The sequence below is a fragment of the Bacteroides sp. 90-K9/2 genome, from assembly GCF_047310725.1.
Classification (GTDB): domain Bacteria; phylum Bacteroidota; class Bacteroidia; order Bacteroidales; family Bacteroidaceae; genus Bacteroides; species Bacteroides vicugnae.
Map to the genome: position 1 here is coordinate 286774 of NZ_JBCGVL010000003.1, position 19464 is coordinate 306237.

At 44.2% G+C, this 19464-nt stretch carries 16 protein-coding genes; 3 read left to right on the top strand and 13 right to left on the bottom strand.

Annotated elements, in window-relative coordinates:
* Positions 1–53: 53 nt before the first annotated feature.
* The 3 genes from AAHJ11_RS10555 (at position 54) to AAHJ11_RS10565 (ending at position 1443) form a co-directional block, all read left to right on the top strand.
* Positions 54–560, top strand: coding sequence for an HU family DNA-binding protein (locus AAHJ11_RS10555; RefSeq protein ID WP_258981323.1), 507 nt, complete (start codon positions 54–56; stop codon positions 558–560).
* Between the two features lie 121 nt (positions 561–681).
* Positions 682–975 (top strand): hypothetical protein, encoded by a 294-nt coding sequence (locus AAHJ11_RS10560; protein WP_099147015.1) that lies wholly within the window; start codon positions 682–684, stop codon positions 973–975.
* Positions 976–993: 18 nt separating this feature from the next.
* Positions 994–1443 (top strand): N-acetylmuramoyl-L-alanine amidase, encoded by a 450-nt coding sequence (locus AAHJ11_RS10565; RefSeq protein ID WP_148364840.1) that lies wholly within the window; start codon positions 994–996, stop codon positions 1441–1443.
* Positions 1444–1592: 149 nt separating this feature from the next.
* Here AAHJ11_RS10565 and AAHJ11_RS10570 read toward each other — a convergent pair whose 3' ends face one another.
* The 13 genes from AAHJ11_RS10570 to AAHJ11_RS10630 form a co-directional block, all read right to left on the bottom strand.
* Positions 1593–2927: an ATP-binding protein gene (locus tag AAHJ11_RS10570; RefSeq protein ID WP_099147013.1), complete on the bottom strand. Its 1335-nt coding sequence runs from the start codon at positions 2925–2927 to the stop codon at positions 1593–1595.
* 229 nt (positions 2928–3156) lie between these two features.
* A complete protein-coding gene (locus AAHJ11_RS10575) occupies positions 3157–4329 on the bottom strand; it encodes an iron-containing alcohol dehydrogenase (protein ID WP_413579501.1) in 1173 nt (390 codons plus the stop codon).
* Positions 4330–4390: 61 nt separating this feature from the next.
* Positions 4391–5401, bottom strand: coding sequence for a lysylphosphatidylglycerol synthase transmembrane domain-containing protein (locus AAHJ11_RS10580; protein WP_320982729.1), 1011 nt, complete (start codon positions 5399–5401; stop codon positions 4391–4393).
* 47 nt (positions 5402–5448) lie between these two features.
* Entirely contained in the window at positions 5449–6366 is a 918-nt protein-coding gene (locus AAHJ11_RS10585) for a phosphatase PAP2 family protein (protein ID WP_148365007.1), read from the bottom strand.
* Between the two features lie 130 nt (positions 6367–6496).
* Positions 6497–7147, bottom strand: a complete 651-nt coding sequence (locus AAHJ11_RS10590; protein WP_148364837.1) for a CDP-alcohol phosphatidyltransferase family protein — start codon at positions 7145–7147, stop codon at positions 6497–6499.
* 86 nt (positions 7148–7233) lie between these two features.
* Positions 7234–7701: a GtrA family protein gene (locus tag AAHJ11_RS10595; RefSeq protein ID WP_148364836.1), complete on the bottom strand. Its 468-nt coding sequence runs from the start codon at positions 7699–7701 to the stop codon at positions 7234–7236.
* A gap of 14 nt (positions 7702–7715) precedes the next feature.
* Positions 7716–8195 (bottom strand): phosphatidylglycerophosphatase A, encoded by a 480-nt coding sequence (locus tag AAHJ11_RS10600; protein ID WP_148364835.1) that lies wholly within the window; start codon positions 8193–8195, stop codon positions 7716–7718.
* A 162-nt stretch (positions 8196–8357) separates the two neighbouring features.
* The gene (locus tag AAHJ11_RS10605; protein WP_148364834.1) at positions 8358–9647 is read right to left on the bottom strand and encodes an inositol-3-phosphate synthase; all 1290 of its coding nucleotides are present in this window, start codon (positions 9645–9647) and stop codon (positions 8358–8360) included.
* 108 nt (positions 9648–9755) lie between these two features.
* Entirely contained in the window at positions 9756–12308 is a 2553-nt protein-coding gene (locus AAHJ11_RS10610; protein ID WP_320974963.1) for a DUF5686 and carboxypeptidase-like regulatory domain-containing protein, read from the bottom strand.
* 97 nt (positions 12309–12405) lie between these two features.
* On the bottom strand, positions 12406–13698 hold the full coding sequence (locus AAHJ11_RS10615) for a sensor histidine kinase (protein WP_195649429.1): 1293 nt from the start codon (positions 13696–13698) through the stop codon (positions 12406–12408).
* A 26-nt stretch (positions 13699–13724) separates the two neighbouring features.
* Positions 13725–15074 (bottom strand): sigma-54-dependent transcriptional regulator, encoded by a 1350-nt coding sequence (locus tag AAHJ11_RS10620; protein ID WP_413579503.1) that lies wholly within the window; start codon positions 15072–15074, stop codon positions 13725–13727.
* Between the two features lie 92 nt (positions 15075–15166).
* On the bottom strand, positions 15167–16645 hold the full coding sequence (locus tag AAHJ11_RS10625; RefSeq protein WP_195649428.1) for a TolC family protein: 1479 nt from the start codon (positions 16643–16645) through the stop codon (positions 15167–15169).
* A gap of 129 nt (positions 16646–16774) precedes the next feature.
* Positions 16775–19384, bottom strand: coding sequence for an ATP-binding protein (locus AAHJ11_RS10630; protein WP_413579504.1), 2610 nt, complete (start codon positions 19382–19384; stop codon positions 16775–16777).
* Positions 19385–19464 lie beyond the last annotated feature (80 nt).

A 19464-nucleotide genomic window follows, 5' to 3' on the forward strand; every position in this document is an offset into this window, starting at 1 on the left:
ATGTCGTAAGGATAGAGAAAATTTTATTACTTAAACCTTAACTTTTTAATTGTATGAATGTATTAGTGGAGCGCTATCAGCGCAGAAAGTATGTGAATCAATCCGATTCACAGATGTTGTATTATGTACGCCAGAAATCGGGTACAGTGAGAGTGATGGACATCAACAAGCTGGCGGATGCCATCGAAGCGAACTCCTCGCTCACTGCAGGAGACGTGAAGCATGCCATTGAGGCTTTTGTCGAGCAATTACGCCTGTCGCTTACCCAGGGCGACAAGGTGAAGATTGACGGATTGGGTACGTTCCATATCACGTTGAGCAGCGAAGGGGCGGAAAAGGAGAAAGATTGCACGGTGCGCAGCATCCGCAAAGTAAATGTCCGTTTCGTAGCAGATAAGGCGCTTCAGCTGGTGAATACGAGTCATGCCACTACCCGAGGCGAGAATAATGTCGATTTCATCCTGGCAGCAAAGGGCGACGGAGAAAGCACCGACGACGGAAAAGACGGCGGAAGCGGTGATGGCGGCGGAAGTGGCGAAGCTCCGGACCCGGCAGCTTAATCTTAAAAAACAGTGCCGCATGGATATTACGGAGTGATTTCTACAGTTACTCTCCATGCGGTTTCTGTTTCCTTCTACATTTATTTTTTAATTCTCAATTCTCAATTTTCAATTTATTAAAATGCTTGATAAAATCATAGAGATCATTATGACAATCCTGCCCTTTCTGGGCAGTAACCGCAAAAAGCGCAAAGTAATGGCGCAAGAAGTAAAAGAGTTCAGCGAACTGGTGAAAGACCAATATACTTTTCTGATGCAGCAGTTGGAAAAAGTGTTGAAGGATTATTTCGACCTTAGCTCGAAAGTGAAAGAGATGCATACGGAGATATTCTCATTAAGAGGTCAGCTGGCGCAGGCTGCCACCTTGCAATGTATCCATAAAGAGTGCTCGCAACGTAGTGTGGCAGAAGCCTGACAATGAACGGTCTTATCCATGAGAACTATCAATCTAATAGTAATCCATTGCTCCGCCACGCGCGAGGACAAGAGCTTCACGGAATATGATCTGGATATCTGTCACCGCAGGCGCGGATTCAACGGAACGGGGTATCATTTTTATATCCGCAAGAACGGTGATATAAAGTCTACCCGTCCGATAGAAAAGGTCGGTGCGCATTGTCGCGGTTTCAACAAGGAAAGTATAGGTATCTGCTACGAAGGAGGACTCGACTGCATGGGACAACCGAAGGACACACGCACCTGTTGGCAAAAACACTCTCTGCGCGTATTGATTCTTGCTTTATTGAAAGAGTATCCCGATTGCCGGATATGTGGACACCGGGATCTTAGCCCCGACCTGAACGGAAACGGCGAGATTGAACCGGAAGAATGGATCAAAGCCTGTCCTTGCTTCAATGCTGAAAAGGATTGGGATAAAGTCTAAAAAAAGATTAGCTTTATTATAATTTAGGCACGGATAACACGGATTTCACGGTTGCTTTGTATAAGCATAGCACTAACCGTGTAATCTGTGTAATCCGTGCCTAATCTTTATTTTATGATTTTACAAGACTACTCGTTATCAAAGGTCGTTTAAAACCGACGCAATATGCTGTCTAATTTTCCAACGAGGTAAAAGGGAAGATTAATCAATTTGAATTCTTTCCCGTCTGCCGTCTTCACCTCATCCACCGCATAGGGCTGCGACCATATTCTGACTGCAACTGTCTGCACAGAGCGATTCATAAAAGAATGCAAGGAACGCAGATGGGCGTTATGTCCTGACTTAACTTCAATGGGATAAACCATGGAATCCTGTACCCAGACATAATCGACTTCTGCATTTGAACCGCTCTTATTACGTACCCAGAAACAACGTTTCTGACTGACTTTATCTGTCAGTGTCAACAGTTCTTGCGCCACAATCTGCTCCGCTATCATACCACGCCAAGCATCCATTATATCTTTTGCTCCCAAAACTTCCTTCTGCACCTGTGCCGCATAATTCACCAATCCTGTATCCAACCAGACCAGCTTGGGCATACGCTTTATTTCAGGAGTGGCCGGAACTTCCGTTGCCGTAGTCGGATAAACTAGTTCCAATAGCATTGCTTTCTCCAACAGACGAAAAGCCTCTCCTACTTCCCGGGCATTATAAGACGAACCGGCAAATCCCCCTAAAGTTACTGCTTGCCCAGCTTTATGCCATCCCTCCTTTAAGATAAAACGAATCACTTCCGGAAGTCGTTTCCCTTGAGCGTACTTTTCCACATCATCCCGGTATCCTTGCAAAAGGGTTTCATAAGTGGACTCCAAAACTAGAATATCCCTGCTCTCTGCATAAAGCTGCACAACTTCCGGCATGCCTCCAATCAGCGTATAGATATTAAACAATAACATCAAACGGTCATGAAAAGCGAAAGTGACTTCCGGTTGATCTAAAACAGTCACTAAAGCTTCTTCGCCGACAGCACCCAGAAACTCGCGAAATGAACAAGGACGCAATGCCATATATTGCACCCTTCCCACTGGAAATGAAACATGCACATCTATCAGGTTTTCTAATAATGAACCGGCAGCAATCACATAAATATCAGGTAATTCTTCATAAAAATAGCGCAACAATGCCATCGCCTTTGCCGAATTTTGAATTTCATCAATAAAAAGCAAGATTTGTCCCTCTTTCTTTACCTTTCCACAATGTGCAAAGAACAAAGGCATCAAATCTTTTAGAGGCACATTCAACTCAAATAAGGATGCTGCCTCCCGTTTCTCCAAATTCAAATAAAGGTAATTTTCAAACTGTTTCCCAAATTCGTTAACTACCGTTGTTTTACCTACTTGTCTCGCTCCACGTAATATTAAAGGCTTTCTGTGCGCATCGACTTTCCATCTTTCCAAATGAAGCAATATATCTCTTTTAAACATGAATCACAAACTTATTGGTTATCAACAACAAAGTTATAAAAAGTTTTCAAAGATGGGGTAAAATACTCGAATTTTGTTCTAAAAATGGGGCATAACTATACTGTTTTGTTGCATAAAGAGGGGAAGCATTTATAATACTGTTCCAAAGATGGGGCAAAAGAAACAAACCAACAACTGCACCCCTCTATCAGAAGACAAATGATGCAGTTGTTGGTTATATCTGTTTTTCTTATAATGCCAGACGGTAAATCTCTTTGCTGTCCTGTTTCGCTAATTTGACATAATTGCCTACCAATTCGCCTTTATTCCGGTGCAGACTATCTACAAGGCGGTCGATGTCGGGATTCTCAATGCCAAGTTCTTTGAAGGTCACAGGCAGGCCGATGGAAGTAAAGAAGGATTTCAGGCGGGAAATTCCTTCAAGGGCCACCGCCTTTTTATCGTCAGATTCTGCCACTCCCCACACCCGGATAGCGTATTGGGCTATCTTATCCACATTGTGTTCTGTCATCCATGTCATCCAGGCAGGGAAGATTACGGAAAGTCCGGCGCCATGAGTTACATTGTAAATAGCACTGATTTCATGTTCAAGGAAGTGGGAAGCCCAGTCCTCTTCACAACCTACACCACAGGTTCCGTTATGGGCAATGGTTCCACTCCACATCAGATTGGCACGGGCTCCGTAGTTTTCAGGTTCTTTCATGACGGTGGTTGCTTCTTTGATGATGGCAAGCAGTGTGCCTTCGCACAGACGGTCGCCTATCTCTACATCTTTCGTGTTGGTGAAATAGCGTTCCATGATGTGTGCCATCATATCAGCAATGCCGCAGGCGGTTTGGAAAGGAGGAAGTGTGTAGGTCAGTTCGGGGTTCATTACGGCGAAAACAGGACGCAGTACACCGGGAGCACGGAGGCTTAATTTCTGTAAGCCATCGACTTTCGTGATGACGGTGTTACCGGAACCCTCGCTTCCGGCAGCAGGAATCGTTAACACAACGGCTACTTTCAATGCTTTCGTCACAATGGCTTTTCCGATGTAGAAGTCCCAGAAATCTCCGTCATAAGGAACTCCGGCTGCAATAACTTTCGCCGTATCAATCACAGAGCCGCCACCAACGGCGAGCATCATATCTACGTTCTCTTTCCGGCAGAGGTCGATTCCTTCATATACTTTCGTGTCTATCGGGTTAGGCTGTACACCGCCCAGCATACAATAGGGAATCCCTGCTTCCTGCAATGATTTCTCAACACGAGCCAATAATCCGCTGCGTATCACAGAGCCACCGCCATAGACAATCATTATTTTGCGTGCGCCGTATTTCTGCACTAATGCTCCGGTTTGCGCTTCCGTGTCCCGTCCGAATACAAATTCGGTAGGGCTGTAAAAGATAAAATTATTCATTGTCGCTTTCTTTATAGGCCTTTTTATATAGATCCTTTATAAGTCAGACAAAGTTATAAATTTAAGCAGAATATTTTTCTTTTGATTGTTTAAAGTTTCCTACTTTCATCAGTGCAAGTCCGATAACAATCCAGACCATTTCACGCACCCGGGTAATCAAAGCGGCATAGACACCGTAGGCTCCGGAAAGGGAAAGTCCACCTACGGCAAGGGCAAAGCCGCCTTCACGACCTCCCAGTTGCATGGGCAGGAAAAACAGCAGGTTGGCAAGAAGAGAAGAGAAAGCTGCAATCAGGCAGCAGTCGGCAAAGCTGACGTTAGTGGTCAGCACATTCAGTATCAGCCAGATTTCAAGACAGCTGACTACACGGGCGGTATATTCCAATAAGAGGGCACTATAAAATGTTTGTTTCTTTTGCTGATGGAGAAGTGCGATTTGTTTGTCTATATTCTCCAGTTTCTCTTTATGTGCACTTGCAAAATGAACGACTTTCTTTTTCAGGAAAGGAATACGGCTACCCATGCGGACAAAAGCTACTGCCATCCCATGCCGGTAGCCTTTGATGAAAAGAATAACGATCAGTAGGCAAAAGAGGGTTATAGCTCCCAGAATCATTCCCATCGCCCACCCCACCGGGTACAGGCAGACATAAAGCAAGACTGAACTCAACCAAAAGCAAAAGTGGGAAAAGATGTGCATCATCACGTAAAGAATCACGGAAGAGGTGGCGCGTTCGATTCCTATATAGGGTTTCAGTTCCATAATGCGGTATGGCTCACCGCCCATCAGTCCGACGGGAGTCACGTAATTGAGTGCAAATCCCGTCACGGTGAATTTGTAGAGCCGGGCAAATGAAAAGCCGGTTTTACCGCTGCTACGAATTATTATATACCACGATACCGTATTAATCAGGTAGACGAACAGCCACAGCAACAAGACCAAAGGTAAATATATCCCCGCACGTTTCAGATTCATCCAAAGCTCCTGATAATCCATATCGAAAGTGAATATCATAATCAGGACGGCAATAATACCAAAGGCGAGGAATATATTACGATATTTGTTCTTCACTGTTTCTTGTATGACTTAGTACGATTTATTCCAGCACGGAGATAGATCTACTTTATATATGCATAATATCTTTCGAAGAATCTTTTGAATGCCGGAATTTTCATCAATACATATTCGAATACCAGCCAGCCGATCAACGCGCAAGAGATACCGAGTAATACATCAATGATATAATGATGGCATGAATAAATGGCTGTTCCCCAAATACCTACCATAATAATAGAGAAAAGGGTAATCACATACCATCTGCATTTACCGATAATGGCGTACACTAATGCAACTACCATATAGGCCGCGTGCAGTGAAGGTACTGCCGCAAAGACGTTTGCATTGCGTCCATAGATCGAATCGAAGATGGTCACTCCGAAGAAAGCATCAAAGCGTCCCAATCCTGCTACATTGCCGGGTGTGTTAAGTATCGGTTCGAAACCGTAGTTGATAGCATACCAGGGCGGAGCTGCCGGATGGATATAATAACCGGCAAAGCCGATCAGGTTGACGAATAAGAATACCAATGCAAAGCGAAGGTAGGTTTTTCTTTCCTTCTTGAAATACAGGCAAAGCCCGAACAGGATAGGAACAGGAACCCAGCAAAGGTAGAAAATTCCGGCAAAGACGTCTGCTATCGGCCAGTTGTGTGCAGCGAAGTATTCGCAAGGGGTAACCAAAAGGCCATTATCCATCACTCCGAAGAGGGACTTTTCGAGATTATACAGTCCGGCTACGTCAATCGGGTTCACTTCGTAGTTGGGGCAAATACGCATCCAGTCATACGAAATTCCAAAAATAGCGAAAGGCAACAGAGCTACCGCCAACTTACGAGTAGGCAATCCGGCAAAAAATAAAACTAAATAGAGTACCGCCATTAACAGGTGCTCGGAACGAAGTCCGATGAAGATACCTGTCAGCAAAAGGAAAAGAGCCATAATGACTGTCACAGTCAGGGCTTCTCTCTTCGACGGCATTTGAATATTCTTTATCATCATAACGTTTTGATTAGACAACTAGACTATTTACTATTGGACTATTTACGATGTACTATTTAGGATGTACGATGTAAATAGTAAATAGTAAATCGTCCAATAGTAAATTAATTCATTCTTTCATCGCTTTGTAGCAATGTCTCACACGTGCAAAAGCCGTGATATTGGCAAACACAGCAACAAAAGCGAGAGGAACAATCATAATCAGAATCGGTTCGAAAGCGGTGATGTCTTTGAAAACGCCACAGAACAAAGCTCCGAGACTGGTCAGCACTACACGCTCCGGACGTTGCATGAATCCTACTTTACATTCGATTCCCAACCCTTCGGCACGAGCACGCACGTAGCTTACCATCAGTGAGCCGATTAACGCTATGAAGGCAATAAGTGCATAGAGGAAATAGTCTTTCATTGACAAATAGTAACAGATACCGAAGAAGGTCATCAATTCACTGTAACGGTCGAGCACTGAATCGTAAAGCGCACCGAACTTGGAACTCATGTTACCTAGGCGAGCTACACGTCCGTCCATCATATCAAACAATCCGGCAAACAAAATCACACCGCCTGCCCAGCCGATAATGGCCAAATCATTTTGACCGCCATAAATGCCGGCATATACAAACATTCCTGCCGCTACTACATTCAGGATAAATCCGGTAGTGGTGATAAAGTTAGGAGTGATCCCTATTTTAATCATTCCGCGTATCAGGGGATTGATAATCTTATAAATCAACTGTTGTAAATAATCTCTGTAATTCATCTGTTTAAATCTGTTTATATCTATTTTTATCTAAATCTTCTGTTTTCTCAATCAGTTCTTTCAATCGATCTTTTCAATCTGTTTTTTCAGTTTCTTTTTCCGAATAAACTTCTTATATCTATATTCCGGTAGACAAAAAAGCGTTGCATATTATAATTCCAGAACAATGCTACGATGATTGCCACTACCACTTTAGGAATAATAAAGAAATCTCCGAAATACAGGCTAAGCGTATCACGTACCCAAGGAATCCTCGCTAATGATTCCGTCAGTGCATACGTGCCCCACGTGTTCAGCCAAACGCTGCAAATCCATACAAGGATAAATTTTACAGCCACATTCGTTTTCTTTCCTTTCGATTTAAAGGTCCATTTATAGTTGATTACACAATTGATGATCCCTCCATAGATAGCCCCCGCCAAGGTGGCATATACGTAGTAGACTTCGAAGAGCCTGACCAGAAGAATCGTAACAAGAAAGTCTGCAATAGTTGCCATTTGAGCAGAAAGCTGCGCCCTCAAGAACATGAAGAAACCACCCTTCTGGGAAATCATCCGTGCAACTCTTTTCAGCCAATCACCCATCTTGCTCCCACTAACAAAATAAAACTATACACTCCCGCCAAAACATCGTCCATCATCACACCAACTCCACCTTTCAGGCTTTCCATACGGCGTATGCCCAACGGCTTGGCTATATCAAAGATACGGAACAAGGCAAAAGCCGCAATCACGTACCAGAACCAACAGTCGTCATTGGGGACAGCCAATAACGGTATCCACACTCCTACCATCTCGTCCACTACCACGCGCGAAGGATCTTCCCCCCAATAAGTTTCCAACTTATCGGCAGCCCAAATACCAGCGAATGTAAATACAATCACCAAAACGGCGGTCAGCCATAATACAACAGGGAAAGGAAGAAGGAAATAAAATGCAATCCAAATGATAGAAGCCAGTAACGCCCCAGCCGTGCCGGGAGCAAAAGGAGAAAAACCGGAGCCAAAGCCCGTGCCTATAAAAACAGGTAGAAAGGGAGGACGCTTCATTTATTACTTATTACTAATTACAAACTACGAGTCGGTTGTGCCATAAGTTCCCAAACGTGATCGGGAATTTGTACAATACAAAAGTAAAAGTTGAGGTTGAGCATCCACCAGTCTTTATAGGATGGTAAATCTCAATCTCAACTTATTATTCGGGGTTACTGATTAAGCTAAATAATCAGGTTCTTTTTCACCAATCATGTTACGCAATGTCTGTTTTACCATTCTCCATTGTGTAAACAAGTCGTGTTCGGGCTGATGTTCGAAATCGTGCATCGGGCTCTTGCAGAAGAATGACAACCAAGTCTGGATGCCGCACATGCCTGCACGCATAGCCAAGTCACTGAACAACACAAGGTCAAGAGCGATAGGAGCTGCAAGGATAGAGTCGCGGCAAAGGAAGTTCACCTTGATTTCCATCGGATAACCCATCCATCCGAAGATGTCGATGTTGTCCCATGCTTCTTTGTTGTCTTTGCGAGGAGGATAGTAGTTGATACGTACTTTATGATAAACATCTCCATAGAGATCCGGGAATTTTTCGGGTTCAAAGATAGTATCGATTACAGACAGCTTGCTGACTTCTTTCGTCTTGAAGTTATCCGGATCATCGAGTACTTCACCGTCACGGTTACCGAGGATATTGGTAGAGAACCAACCGTTCACACCCAGCATACGGGTTTTGAACATCGGAGCTAATACGGTTTTCATCAGTGTCTGACCACTCTTGAAGTCTTTACCGGAGATAGGTACATTCTTTTGTTTAGAGAATTCCCACATAGCAGGAGTATCTACACATAAGTTAGGAGCACCCATTACGAACGGAGCGTCTTCTGCAATCGCAGCATACGCATAACACATACTCGGAGAAATCACTTCTGTGTTGTTTTCCTTCATTGCTTTCTCTAAAGCAGCGAGTGACATGTGTTCGTCAGACAACGGAATGTAGATTTCAGTACTTGCAGCCCAAAGCACAACGACACGTTCGCAGTTGTTAGCTGCCTTGAAGTCGCGGATATCCTGACGAAGTTGTTCTACCATTTCCCAACGGGTAGCAGCTTTCTTAACGTGCGTACCGTTCAGACGTTTTGCCCAGTTATGATCGAAAGCAGCCGGCATCGGCTTGATAGCTTCCAACTCTTCTTTCACTCCGTTCAGGTCTTTTTCTTTCAAAACCTCGGCGTACATAGCAGCTTCGTATGCGTTGTCCGGGAAAATATCCCATCCTCCGAAAACAATGTCTTCCAAATTCGTCAAAGGCACAACGTCCTTGATGAGTTTTTCTTCGTTGTTCTCCATGCGCATTGTGGCTAACTGTGTAATAGATCCTATCGGTTTTGCCAGTCCCTTACGAGAGGCTAGTGTACCTACAATCATCGTGGTAGCTACCGCACCACCCACTCCGACTACCAGTACGCCAAGACGCCCGGTAGCGGGTTTAATTTCTTGTTTCATTTCTATTCTATTAAAATTAAACTAAAATTGATGCAAAAATAAGATTAATTAATTACTAATACGGTCTTTATTTGTCATATAAACATTGCAATTAGCAGGATTTAACTTTTAAAAGGTCATGTGGAGACTTATTCTCAAGCCGGATTTGTCAATCCCGGGAGAATCACGATAAGTGAGCCTCCAGACATAGTCTAAACGTAACACCTTGAAAATGTTTTCGATACCGACACCCGCCTCCACGTAAGGTGTTTTTCCCATTGTTTGTGTGTGTTCTATCGGAAAAGCGAACAAACCGTCACTCAAAGCAGGGTTGTTTTTATCGCTCAAATGTCCATATAGACCCCGACAGGAAACTATTTCCCTCCATTTAAGTTTTTTCAACAACGGGACGCGGTTGAACAGCCATCCGTTGAGGAAATAAGTAACATCCCACGAGAAATATTCATCGTTCATAAACTCCATCGCATTCATCAACGAGTAGGATTCGGGTTGGATGGTATAAGAAAGGTTGGCATTAGGCATGATTAGCAACGGAAAAGGAACTTTGTCCCACACTTTTCCGGCTTTCAGGATAATGTCTGTATAGCCGAATGCGGAAAACCAGAAGCGTTTCTGAATACCGGCCTCGGTATGATTGTAGGTATAATCACTACCCAACACGTCTTTTCCGGCAAGGGTATGCGACAGGGTAAACACCGGTGCATCCAACGATACAGGGAAACGGTTCCATTGAGTCTGGAAGAATTTCTCGTTCGGAGCATAACGCAGTTTCAACTCTGCCGCAGTGATAGAGAAATCTTTGACCGGAGTGTACGCATCTCCTTCTTTTTTTAAGAAAGGAATCAGATAGGAGGACTCATCTTTTCGTGTACGTGCCGTCAACTGGAAAGAAAAACCGGAATAAAACTCATTGGTATAGGTCATCTCTGCTTGCCGGAAGTAGCCGATACGGTCGTCTTTCTCACGTTTCAAAGCCAGAAACACGTTGTCTTTACTTGTATACAGGTAGTTTTGCCCGTACTGGTTTACATCGGATTCGTAACGCAATTTCAGAGAATGGATCGGAAATTCATTAGCATATTCTTTTTTCTTCTTGAATGAATATTCCAGTTCCGCCAATCCTTTCACTCTTTCATCTTTAAAACCGTAGGCCACATATCCTTTGCCAAACAGGTGCGGATTGAGCCAGGCGGTTGTCATACCTCCGGCACGAATGCGGGGACCCTCCAATGTATTACCGCTGATGGTGGCATTCATCGGGCCGATATAAAAAAGAGGGGCTTCTTTAGAGGTAGGGATATATCCCGTAAAGAGAATGGAAAGCACTTTTTCGGTCCAGTAATATACCGGATAGCTGCGTAATTGCGTCATCAGGCGGTCTACCGAGTTTTCCTGTTGGGAGATAGCGGCTTGCGGGCGGTTCTCCGCCCAGAATGTTTCGGGACGAGACAGAGCTTCGGTTTCTTCAATAATGCGTTCGGGCTTGGTGAAAGCTTTGCCGGCTTCAGCAGTCGGGATAAAGGTGTAGTTGCTGTAATCTGCCACACGGCGGGCAAAAATACCGTCCTGCCCTTCGGTCAGTTTAAACTCAACAGTGATGCTTTCGTGGTCGAGCAAGCGTGTACCATCTTCGGCACGCTTGAATTCCTGCTCAAGCAACATATAATCCACAAAGTTCAGGTTTATCCTTTTGGGGAAATTAAATACGGCACGTTTGACAAAATAAGTAGAGTCGAGCACCACATACAGATGTCCGTTGAAACCGAAAGACTCGGAATTGAATGGTGTAAAAGCAAGGTCTACACAGGGTTCTCCGGCAATCTGTAAAGTATCCATCAGGTAATATTTATAGAAACCTGTGCCGATACGAGACAAAGGACTGACAAACTTGTTCGTGAACAGGGAGATATTATTTTCATAAATGTCTACGTCTTTAAAGACTTCATTGATGGCAGCCTGCATTCCTTGTTTGGAGAGAAACTCATCGACCCCGGCCTGTTTACGCCCTTTCACCCACTGCTTCTCGGAACGGGGAGATTTCCGGTAATAGTCTGTGGCAAGCAGTTCGCGAGCCGATACTGTCAGAATCGGTTTACCGGTGACGGCGGAAGTGTCTACGTATTCGGTAAGGAAATCAAATTTACGATACAGCCATTTCTTCTGTTTCTCTTCATCGAAATTGTTCAATGCGAAAGTGGTCTTTTCATAACGTTCGCGTTGCCAAAAGTCTTTTTCGTAGGGGGAATGGTTGTCACGGCTTTCAATCATGCGGCGCACAAATTCTACGGCCGGATTATCTTTCTTCCGATAGTGCTCGCGTTTGGGTTTTACCACTACTTCACCGAGGGCATATTCGGTAGGCGAAAGCGCCACTTTATACGATGCGTTATGGGCAGGACGAATGGAATGGATATAGTCATTATAACCGATTACAGAGATAACAAGCACTGCTTCGGGACGGTTGGTTTTGAAGTAGAAACGTCCGTCGCTTCCGGTAGTAGTTCCTTCTGTCGTGTCTTTTAAGCGTACAGATGCATAAGGCAGAGGTTCTTTCGTCAGAGAATCAGTCACCACACCTTGCACCACATACTGCGCACTTAGCGGAATACTGATAGCCAATAAAAGAAAGAGCGTCAATGTGCCTTTTTTCATTAATCTCATACCTTAAATCCTATTGAATTGAGCGGGGCAAAGGTATGAGTGATTTTAAGACAAAAAAAGGTCTATTTGATGGAAGAAATGTTCTTATTTGACACAATTAGGGGAAAATAATGCGGAACCGGGTCAGGCCGTCGGCGTAGGTTCGCAAAGAGAATGTGCATCCGTGACGCATCAGGACTTCACGAATAAAGATAAGCCCGATTCCCTGACCGTTCGGTTTGGTGGAGAAGAAGGGGCTGAACAGTTTAGCTTCTGTTTCCTTGCTGATCCCCTTACCGTTATCTATCACTTCAACAGTGGCGGGAGACATAGTACGGACTATTATTTCTCCATCGGCTTCAATGCTTTCCACCGCATTTTTGATGATGTTTACGAGTACTTGTTCAAACAAAGCGGCATCCAGCATAACGTCTTTCATACTTTCATCTATTTCCATGCGGAGGACAATATGACGGTCATTACACATTCCTTCCATAAAGCGTTTGCAGGTGAAAACCAAATCATTCAGATTGATAGAAGAAAGTGTCGGTTCAGGGATTTTCACAACGTCAGCAAAACGGGTAATGAAACGACTCATCGAGAAACAACGGTCGGTACACACACGCATCACGTCGCAGATGTCGTCCATACCTTCTTCACAGGAAAGGGCTTGTTCTACCGTATCCAGTGTAGAAGTGATGCCGGCAGTTGTGTTGTTCACTTCGTGAGCAATCATGCGGATCACTTTCTCATAGGCTTTCTTTTCCGCTTTCATCACTTCGTCAGTAAGGGTTTCCACCAAGTAGAAAGGGTGCTGAAATCCACGGTCGATGAAGGAGGAATGAGTGCACCGGTAGATATTCGAGTCGTTCAGACGGACAGTAACCGTCTCTCCTTTCGGAAGGCTGGACAGTTCCACCGCCAACGGAGAATCAATTTCTTTCATCTTCTTGCCTTGTACATCTTCCAGACGAACGCCCAGCATCTTCAAAGCCATCGGATTCAGTTCCGCAAGGTCTTCATCAAGGGAGGTTATGATAACTCCCATCGGAGAAGCCTTAATCAGCAGATCGAGAAAGTTATTCTGCTCACGCAGACGGAGACGTTCATTCTTGAGCTGTTCCATCATACGGTTGAATATATTCACCACACGGTCGGCTTCATATTGTCCTACAGGACTAAGACGGCTACTGAAATCCTGCTCACGCAGCAGTTCCATACCGCTTCCGATGGTATTCAACGGTTTCACTATCTTACGATAGAAGAATGTCAGATAAAGCAGGATAAAAAGCACCAGCCCCTCTCCTATGTAGAAAAAGAGCGCGTTTATCTGACTGGAGAGATAGAGCAATATACTGCCCAATGCCAGCAACAGAATGACAAGTATGTAAAAAAGTCCTTTTATACGCACGTTTATCTGTAATTAACAGTTTGTTTTTATACTGTAATATTATATTTTTCGAGGCGTCGGTAAAGGGCGGCACGACTGATGCCTAATGCCGTAGCTACCTGACTAAGATTTCCTTTGCAGCGTTCCAAAGCCTGAAGAATGGTCTGACGTTCTATTTCGTCTAAAGTCATTCCGGCCAGTGCTGCGCCTTCGGCTACTTTTGCATCATTGTGACGGATGTACTGGGCGTCAAAATCGGAAGCATCGAGAAGCGGTTTGCCACTTACCAAAATAGTGCGTTCCACCAAATTCTTCAATTCACGGATATTCCCCGGATAAGGCAAACGGCTCAAGAATTGCAGGGCATCGGCAGAAAACTCCGTACGGGGCAATCCATTGGTTACAGCCTGGCGGTCAGCAAAATGACGTGCCAGCAAAGGAATATCTTCACGACGTTCGCGCAGAGCCGGCAGTTTCACCGTTATCAGATTGATACGGTAGAACAGGTCTTCACGGAAAGTACGCTCACCCACCATCTTACGCAAATCGGCATTGGTGGCTGATACCACCCGAATATCCGTCTTGCGGGCGCGGCTGTCACCAAGCACTTCAAATGTTTGATCCTGCAATACGCGTAACAACTTCACCTGGCACGAAAGATCAAGATCACCGATCTCATCCAGAAAAATCGTTCCTTTGTTTGCCATCTCGAAACGTCCGATACGATCTGCGGAAGCATCGGTAAAAGCTCCTTTCTTGTGCCCGAACATCTCACTTTCAAACAGGCTTTGGGAAATTCCTCCGAGATTCACTTTCACAAAAGGATATTTGGCACGCTGACTGTTGATATGAATGGCTTCGGCTATCAGCTCCTTACCTGTTCCGCTTTCTCCTGTTATCAATACAGAAGCATTGGTCTTTGCTATGCGGGCAATGGTATTCAACACATCCATCAATCCCTGGCTACGCCCGATGATGTGGCTGCGGTCGAAAGACTCGCTCTGTTCCTGGGTTGTCTCCTGTGAGGTGGCGGAAAGTTCGAGTGCCGTTTCGATGCGTTGTAACAAGGCGGCATTATTCCATGGCTTCGTAATGAAATCAAAGGCTCCTGCCTGCATTCCTTGCACGGCAAGTTGGATACTTCCCCAAGCGGTCATTAAAATCACCGGTACTTCGGGACGGAATATTTTTACTTGTTTGAGCAGGGTTAAACCTTCCTCACCCGTTGTGGAAAGAGTGAAGTTCATATCCATCAGAATCAAATCCGGTGCTACGGAACGTACTACTTCCATTGCTTCCCGCGGACCGGGAACGGTCTGTGCTTCGTATCCTGCCCGTTTCAACATGAAGCTAAGCGAAGAACGCACTGCGCTGTCGTCGTCAATTATCAGAATCATAGTTTATGTTCTTTTTAATCATAGGTATTATTTTACTGCTATGACTGTACAAAGCTACAAAAAAATAGCAACCGGCATCACTCTTCTCTTTTTTATTGCCGGATAATTTCATCAAAATCAGCTTCAAGTTCGGAGTTCGAACGAAAATCCCATAGCGTCAGACTGCGAATCTGATAATAGTAATACCAATAATAATAGAGTTCGGAAATATGTTTCTGTCTTGCCTCATCTTTAGAGTTCTGCGCATCATTCAGATCTAAGGTATTGATTTTGCCTATTAGGAAAGTTTCAATACTGGTTTTATAACGTTGCTGTGCAATTGCATCAGCTTCCTTCGCTATGTCCAACTGCTGCGCCTGATTATTAAAATGCTCCACCAACAGAAAGATATCCTGATTGAAGTTGATCTGTTCCTGGCGGATCTTTGAAAGCACTACATCCCGGTTACTCTTGGCTACCCGGACTTTTCCACGACGTTTTCCCCAATCGAGAATCGGAATCTTAACGCCTACCTGAACAATCTGATTATCCTGCAAGTTCCGGTAAACGGCAGGGAAGTTCCGGTTCTCGCCAGTATACCCCACGCTTGCAAATAAATCGACACTACGCAGATTTCCGCGTGCGGTGGCTACTTCATAATCGGCTTCCAACTGGCGACGACGGATATTCTGTGCAAACGAGTTACGTTCCAATGCTTTATTTAAAACCAGATTGTACTCCATCTTCGGACGGTCCACCGCCTCGGGGAGAACAGGATTTAGTATTTCATCTTCACCTACTCCCAGAAAAGCACGGAGCTGGAACATTTTGGCATTGAGGTCACTCTCTGCCTCTGTTAATGCTGCTTTCGCATTCAAGGCGGAAAGTTTGAGCTGTAAGAGTTCATTCTCGGAAATCTGTCCCATTTTACGTTTGGCAAGAGCCACTTCATAAAGGTGATCAGCATTTGTCAGGTTCTGTTTCGCTGTGCCGAGATTTTCTCTTGCCAGCAAGAGATTGAAGTAGTAAGTGATAGCACGCATTGTCACTTCTTCGGTAGCGGTGATAAAAGCAGCTTTTGCTTCGGCATAACGCACCGGTTCAATGCGCCTGTTCCATTTTATATTATTCACTCCAAAGATGGGTTGCGTGAGTTGTAAGGTGACAGGGACGGACATAAAGTGACGGTCACCTCCGGCTCCCAATTGTTTGATATAGTCGAGAGAAGAGGTCAACGAAAGTTTACCACCGGTGAGCCATATGTTCTGATCGATGGAAAGATCACCGGTCAGTCCTAAGGTGTTGTTACGGACGAAGCCGTAAGAGCCGTCCGAATTTTGATAAGAACTATATGATTTATTATAATTGGGCAGAGTTCCGGTCAGGTTGACTTCCGGCAGCAGATCGGCACGAAAAGTGCGATATTCCCAATAGGCTGTTTTCAACTCGTTTAAAGCAACGGCAGCATCCACAGATTGAGCACGTGCCATCGCAATGGCTTCACTTAAGGTGATCTCCCTTTCTTTCTGCGCCGACAATGCCAATGGCAGACAAGCGGCAACAAGAGCAAACAATATACGTTTCTTTTTCATTATGCACAGTATTTTCCTCCAACAGAGGATCAAACGATGTGCCAAAAAAGTAATGTTTTTATTTTCAATAGATTACAGAATAAGAAAAGTGTTCATTTTCGGACACTATGCCCACAAATGAACGTTCGATTATTCGCAGTAGTTAGGAAGGCGCACAGTGAACCGGGTACCTTTACCTACTTCGGAAGTGACGGAGATAACGCCATTCAGCCGTTCGATAATGGTTTGGCAAATACTTAATCCCAAACCCGCTCCTTGTGTGAAGTTATCGACTTTATAGAATCGTTCGAATATATGACGAATACCTTCTTCCGAAATACCTACTCCGGTATCTTCTACAAAGATACGGATGTATCCGGGATCTTCATCATTTTCATAGCCGAAGGTAATGAAACCGCTACTCGTAAACTTAGCAGCGTTATTAATCAGGTTATTCACCACTTGCTGCAAGCGGACGTTGTCCGTTGTCAGATATTTCTTATCGCTTTCGGGCATACGCAACACCAGTTCTACTCCCGGAGGCATATTCAGCCGTTGAGAATCGTGGACGGTCTTTAACAACAAAGACAGGTTATGCTCTGCAAACATAAATTCCATGGTTCCCGATTCGATACGTGACAAATCAAGAATATCATTAATCAAAGCCAGCAACAGACCACAATTCTTATTGATGGTTCCAATAAACTGGGTAATCTCTTCTCCCGTAAAGCCGCTCGTGTCGCTTAACAAATCAGAGAAACCTACAATTGCATTCAACGGAGTCCGAATCTCATGGCTCATGTTTGCAAGGAAGGCTGATTTCAGTTTGTCAGCCTGGAGAGCTTTATCACGCGCCTCTCTCATCTCTTGCTCGGCAGTCTTATATCGTTGGATACTCTGACAAACACCTAATATATTGTACAATGAATCTTGTGTCAGCCCTGTGATTACAGAAGAACGGTATTCCCACCATTCATACTCTCCACTAACATTCCGCTGACGGAAGTTCAGGCGGGTATTTGAATCTTCACCCGTCAATGCCCTATCAAACAGTGGACTAATTTCTTTCAAATCTTCAGGATGGATGGTACGATCCATTTCATCACGGGAAATCGTAGTAACCGTTTCATCATATCCAAGACGTTTCAGGAAACCTTGCGGGAAAATAAAACAGTTTGTTTCCATATCAAACTGCCACGGATAGATGGAACTCTCATCTACTGCCATATCAAAGAAACGCTTCTGCATTTCTTCATTCGAAATATTCCGTGCGGAAAGTGCCATACCGGTAATCGTATTCTTTGAACGGATCGGGACAATCTCCCCCGACACCGGAAAGTATTTATCACTATGCACTTCTTTCATGAAAGCTCCCTGCGGTATCTCCACACTTTCTCCTTTAACAGCTACCTGCTTCAACATGGAATGAAGAATATCCTGACCGTCATAATATATCTTGAAGATGCTGCCTGCCATCATTCCTTCATAAAAACGACCTCCCGACTCATACGGCAAATGAAGCATTTGTAATAAGGAACGATTTGTGAAATGGATGTGCAAATCGGTATCATACGTTATCACACCATCGCGGATGGAATGAAATACATTATCAAACTCATTACGCTGTTCCACAAGTTTGTTCTGCACGAGCAGACGGGTCTGTGCCTGAATCCGTCGTTTGGATTCACGTCGGTTGGCACGCATCAACCACACAATAGAAGCTATCAGCAATGCCAGGATAGACGGATAGAGCAGTATAAAAAGGTATTTATATTTCTCCCAATACGGTTCGTTAACGATGGTTCCGCTAGAGGCTACTTTATCGGGGTCAATATGAAAATAATCCAACTGTTTATAGTCATAGATGAATCCCTGTGTGATTTCTGTCACTCCTATGTCTTGAGGGGATGTACCTTTTAAGACTAAAGCAGCCCTTTGAGCTGCCGATAATGCCGAAGTATAGCTGTCGGCATCATAAGCGCCAAAAACTCCATTGGTCAATCCCACATTCTGGCTCGAAAAGACAGGAGCTTTTGAGTTTTTGCCAACAAATGAAAGGAAAGGCGACCATTTAGGAGCAACTACCAGACGTTCATAACTGTTACGAGGATAACAAATAGCGGCAATAATATGACTCGTTGTATAATTTTGAGTATTATAGACTTTCATTCTATAATCCGGATTATCTTTTTGAAAGATTTTCCACTCTTCTTCAAAATCTTCAAGGCCTTTGTTACTCAAAAAGCTGTTATCTATCACACAGACCACTTCTTTCCGCCGGGGAAATATCTTTTGCGCCTGACGCAATATGACATCAAAATCCGGATTGGCTGTGAACCCGCAAACATTGGGATGAGTAGCAAGCAGCTTCGTATCAGGATACTTAATGCCGAAAAACACGACCGGTATCTGCAAAGGCAACGAATCTCCACAGGCAAAAAGAGTATAGAAAGCTTCATCACTTGCTGTTATAATCAAATCGGTCTGCCTGTCACGGGCACGCTGACAAAAACGACGCATAATTACTTTTTCGGAGTTGAATGCCCAAAAATCGGCATCAAGATACTCCGTTGTTATATTCACCTTCAGGCCACTTTCTTTAAATCCTTTGGCCAACCCCTGATTAAGATCACTATGCCAAGGAGTTTGTGAGGTGTATGACTGTATAAACAGGATATTGTATGTACGTTCCGCTGCTGCCGCCTGAATAAGAACAGCAAAAAACAGAACGATAAGCAAACAATAGTAGCGTCGATTCATATAATTAAAGCCTGCGGTGTTTTCAATATTATGTCGACAAAGATACGTTAATTATATTGAAAACAAACAGATAGCCCAAG

Excerpts from the sequence above, each read along its gene's own strand:
- AAHJ11_RS10555 (WP_258981323.1), top strand. The coding sequence starts at position 54 with ATGAATGTATTAGTGGAGCGCTATCAGCGCAGAAAGTATGTGAATCAA.
- AAHJ11_RS10560 (WP_099147015.1), top strand. The coding sequence starts at position 682 with ATGCTTGATAAAATCATAGAGATCATTATGACAATCCTGCCCTTTCTG.
- AAHJ11_RS10565 (WP_148364840.1), top strand. The coding sequence starts at position 994 with ATGAGAACTATCAATCTAATAGTAATCCATTGCTCCGCCACGCGCGAG.
- AAHJ11_RS10570 (WP_099147013.1), bottom strand. The coding sequence starts at position 2,927 with ATGTTTAAAAGAGATATATTGCTTCATTTGGAAAGATGGAAAGTCGAT.
- AAHJ11_RS10575 (WP_413579501.1), bottom strand. The coding sequence starts at position 4,329 with ATGAATAATTTTATCTTTTACAGCCCTACCGAATTTGTATTCGGACGG.
- AAHJ11_RS10585 (WP_148365007.1), bottom strand. The coding sequence starts at position 6,366 with ATGCCGTCGAAGAGAGAAGCCCTGACTGTGACAGTCATTATGGCTCTT.
- AAHJ11_RS10590 (WP_148364837.1), bottom strand. The coding sequence starts at position 7,147 with ATGAATTACAGAGATTATTTACAACAGTTGATTTATAAGATTATCAAT.
- AAHJ11_RS10595 (WP_148364836.1), bottom strand. The coding sequence starts at position 7,701 with ATGATTTCCCAGAAGGGTGGTTTCTTCATGTTCTTGAGGGCGCAGCTT.
- AAHJ11_RS10600 (WP_148364835.1), bottom strand. The coding sequence starts at position 8,195 with ATGAAGCGTCCTCCCTTTCTACCTGTTTTTATAGGCACGGGCTTTGGC.
- AAHJ11_RS10605 (WP_148364834.1), bottom strand. The coding sequence starts at position 9,647 with ATGAAACAAGAAATTAAACCCGCTACCGGGCGTCTTGGCGTACTGGTA.
- AAHJ11_RS10610 (WP_320974963.1), bottom strand. The coding sequence starts at position 12,308 with ATGAGATTAATGAAAAAAGGCACATTGACGCTCTTTCTTTTATTGGCT.
- AAHJ11_RS10620 (WP_413579503.1), bottom strand. The coding sequence starts at position 15,074 with ATGATTCTGATAATTGACGACGACAGCGCAGTGCGTTCTTCGCTTAGC.
- AAHJ11_RS10625 (WP_195649428.1), bottom strand. The coding sequence starts at position 16,645 with ATGAAAAAGAAACGTATATTGTTTGCTCTTGTTGCCGCTTGTCTGCCA.
- AAHJ11_RS10630 (WP_413579504.1), bottom strand. The coding sequence starts at position 19,384 with ATGAATCGACGCTACTATTGTTTGCTTATCGTTCTGTTTTTTGCTGTT.